The sequence below is a fragment of the Actinoplanes awajinensis subsp. mycoplanecinus genome, assembly GCF_001509495.1.
GTDB classification, from domain to species: domain Bacteria; phylum Actinomycetota; class Actinomycetes; order Mycobacteriales; family Micromonosporaceae; genus Actinoplanes; species Actinoplanes palleronii.
On record NZ_LLZH01000123.1, the window covers coordinates 1 to 1,031 of the forward strand.

At 80.3% G+C, this 1,031-nt stretch carries 1 protein-coding gene and 1 pseudogene; both read right to left on the bottom strand.

Features of this window, described 5'->3' with window-relative positions; all coding sequences use genetic code 11:
* Window positions 1-172 precede the first annotated feature (172 nt).
* On the bottom strand, window positions 173-328 hold the full coding sequence (locus tag ADL15_RS54185; protein WP_198170824.1) for a hypothetical protein: 156 nt from the start codon (window positions 326-328) through the stop codon (window positions 173-175).
* Between the two features lie 87 nt (window positions 329-415).
* Window positions 416-1,031, bottom strand: a pseudogene (locus ADL15_RS16980) (hypothetical protein); the annotation flags it as partial.

Here is a 1,031-nt window from a genome sequence, read left to right on the forward strand (position 1 = left end):
CCCTCCCCCCCCCCCCCCCCCCCCCCCCCCCCCCCCCCCCCCCCCGGGCCCCCCCCCCCCCCCCCCCCCCGGCCCCCCCCCCCCCCCGCCGCCCCACCCCCCCGGCCGGCTTCTACTCCCCGCCCCCGCCCGGACCCGCGGCACCCACCGCCTCGGTCCCGGACGGCACCGACTACCCACCGCCACCCACCGCCGGCCCCACGCCGCCCCGCAGCTCCAGGTCCGCTTCACCCAGCACCCCTTCCGGGTACGAGCAACCGGCGTCGTCCGGTGCCGCCTCCGGTCCGGTCACGCCGGAACGGCCGTCGACGCGGTCAGAATCGGTCACGTCCACCGACTCGCCCGGCACCGGGTATTCGCCGCCGCCCGGTCCGGAGGCGCCCGGCCACCAGCCTGAGGCGACCGGCCACCAGCCTCAGGCGCCCGGCCACCAGCCCGAGGCAGCCTTCGCCGCCGGCCTGGCCACCGGTGCCGCCGCGAGCCGGATCACCGGCCCCCGCCCGCCCGGCTCACGACCCAGCCCCCGCAAGCGCTCCGGCGCCACGACAGCAACGGTCGACCCCGAAACCACCACTCCGGCGTACGAGTCCACCCCCACCGGCCGTCCGCCCGCACAGCGCAGCTCAACCGAGTCGAGCCCCGACCCGGACGCCCTGATCGACCTGGCCCTCGACGACCCGTCCGACCCCGCCAGGTCAGCACCGTCCCCGGCAACCCCGCCCGCCTCCGCTCCGTCCACCGGGACCGCCAGGACCTCCGCGCCCACCGTCCCGCACCAGGCGGGCCCGAACGCCGAGCCCGCAGCCCAGGCGAGCCCGCCGGCCGAGCCCGCAGCCCAGGCGAGCCCGCCCCGCTCCGGCCGCACCCGCTTCATCACGCAGCCCGGCGAGCCCGACGACAGCCCGCCACCGGCCGCACCCACCACCTCGGCAGCCCGCACCACCCCCCCACCCCCGGCCGAGCCGGCACCCCGGACCGAAGCGGCACCCCGGACCGAACCGGCACCCCAGGCAGAAGCGGCACCCCAGGCA